This is a genomic window from Actinomadura sp. RB99, assembly GCF_014706005.1.
Lineage (GTDB): Bacteria > Actinomycetota > Actinomycetes > Streptosporangiales > Streptosporangiaceae > Spirillospora.
The window spans coordinates 1-1,044 of the sequence record NZ_JABMCA010000182.1; the positions used below are offsets into that span (position 1 = coordinate 1).

General features: G+C 68.4%; 3 protein-coding genes. All 3 read right to left on the reverse strand.

What is annotated here, in order from left to right:
• The coding region (locus amrb99_RS49445) for a hypothetical protein (protein ID WP_190869031.1) at nucleotides 1-373 on the reverse strand (373 nt) is incomplete at its 3' end.
• A complete protein-coding gene (locus amrb99_RS49450) occupies nucleotides 370-585 on the reverse strand; it encodes a hypothetical protein (RefSeq protein WP_190869032.1) in 216 nt (71 codons plus the stop codon). The genes amrb99_RS49450 and amrb99_RS49445, both read right to left, overlap by 4 nt.
• Before the next feature lie 90 nt (nucleotides 586-675).
• A partial coding sequence (locus tag amrb99_RS49455) for a hypothetical protein (RefSeq protein ID WP_190869033.1) occupies nucleotides 676-1,044 on the reverse strand: 369 nt, incomplete at its 5' end.

Here is a 1,044-nt window from a genome sequence, read left to right on the forward strand (position 1 = left end):
CCAGCGGGCGGACCTCGACCCACAGCCATGCGGCGGCGACGACGGTAGGCGCGGGCAGGCCACGCAGATATGCCGGCCGACCGTAGAACGGGCTCAGAGAGGGACGACGCGCGACGGAGTGCGCGGAGCGGAAGACCGACGCGGCGGAGGCGTCCCGGCCGCTCTGCGTGCCGATCAGGGCCGTCCCGATCCTGAGCTGACCGGACCGGACGTGCCGGATCACGACGCGGACGCCGTACACGACGGCGAGGGTGAACAGAGCGCCCCACCATGCCCACCCGTACCCGGCCGCTTGAGCGGCCCGGTAGCTACCGCTCACGCCGTGCCAGACACCCCCGAGGATGACAAAGATGGTGTCGAAGTCGCTGGTCATGGCTGCTCCCTCCTGCTCCTGGCGGCGGCGGTGCGGTGATGTTCGATGGCGGCGACGTCTCCCGCGGCCCACCCGATCGACGCGCGGGGGGTCGCTGCGATCAGGACGACGGCGGCGGGCACGGAGGCGAGGAAGGCCCCGGCGAGATACCCGGCCCCGGCGACCAGGAGGACGGCGGCGAGGGGCGCCATTGCCCCAGTCCTGTAGGTCATGTGATCAAGTTACGCCGCGGAGTCGGCAGTTTCCACCCAAAAAAAATCCCCCATGACAGGACACGTCATGGGGGATTTTTTCGCCCGGGATCAATCGAATTCGATTGCGTCAATCTCCACGATCGTCATTCCCGGGACATACTGGCCGATAACGTCGCGGAGCATTCCGGCCGCGGCGGCGGGACCCTGGTCAACGAGCGCCATCTTAATGGCGTCCGCCTGTTCTTCGGTCATCTTCTTCCCAGGGTTGATCCAGCGCTCCCGCTCGTCTTCGGACACGCGGAACGTCCCGTAGATCGCGAGTCCTCCGGCCGCGCCTCCGGTCCACCCGGCCGCGCGGCCGGGGGTGATTTTCGTCCCGCGGTGCGCAGCGTCGAGTTTCCCGCCCGTGCCCTTTCTCGGCTTCTGTTCCCCCCGCGCGTACTTGTAGACGGTCCGGACCGATTTCCCGATGCGGCG

Excerpts from the sequence above, each read along its gene's own strand:
- amrb99_RS49450 (WP_190869032.1), bottom strand. The coding sequence starts at position 585 with ATGACCTACAGGACTGGGGCAATGGCGCCCCTCGCCGCCGTCCTCCTG.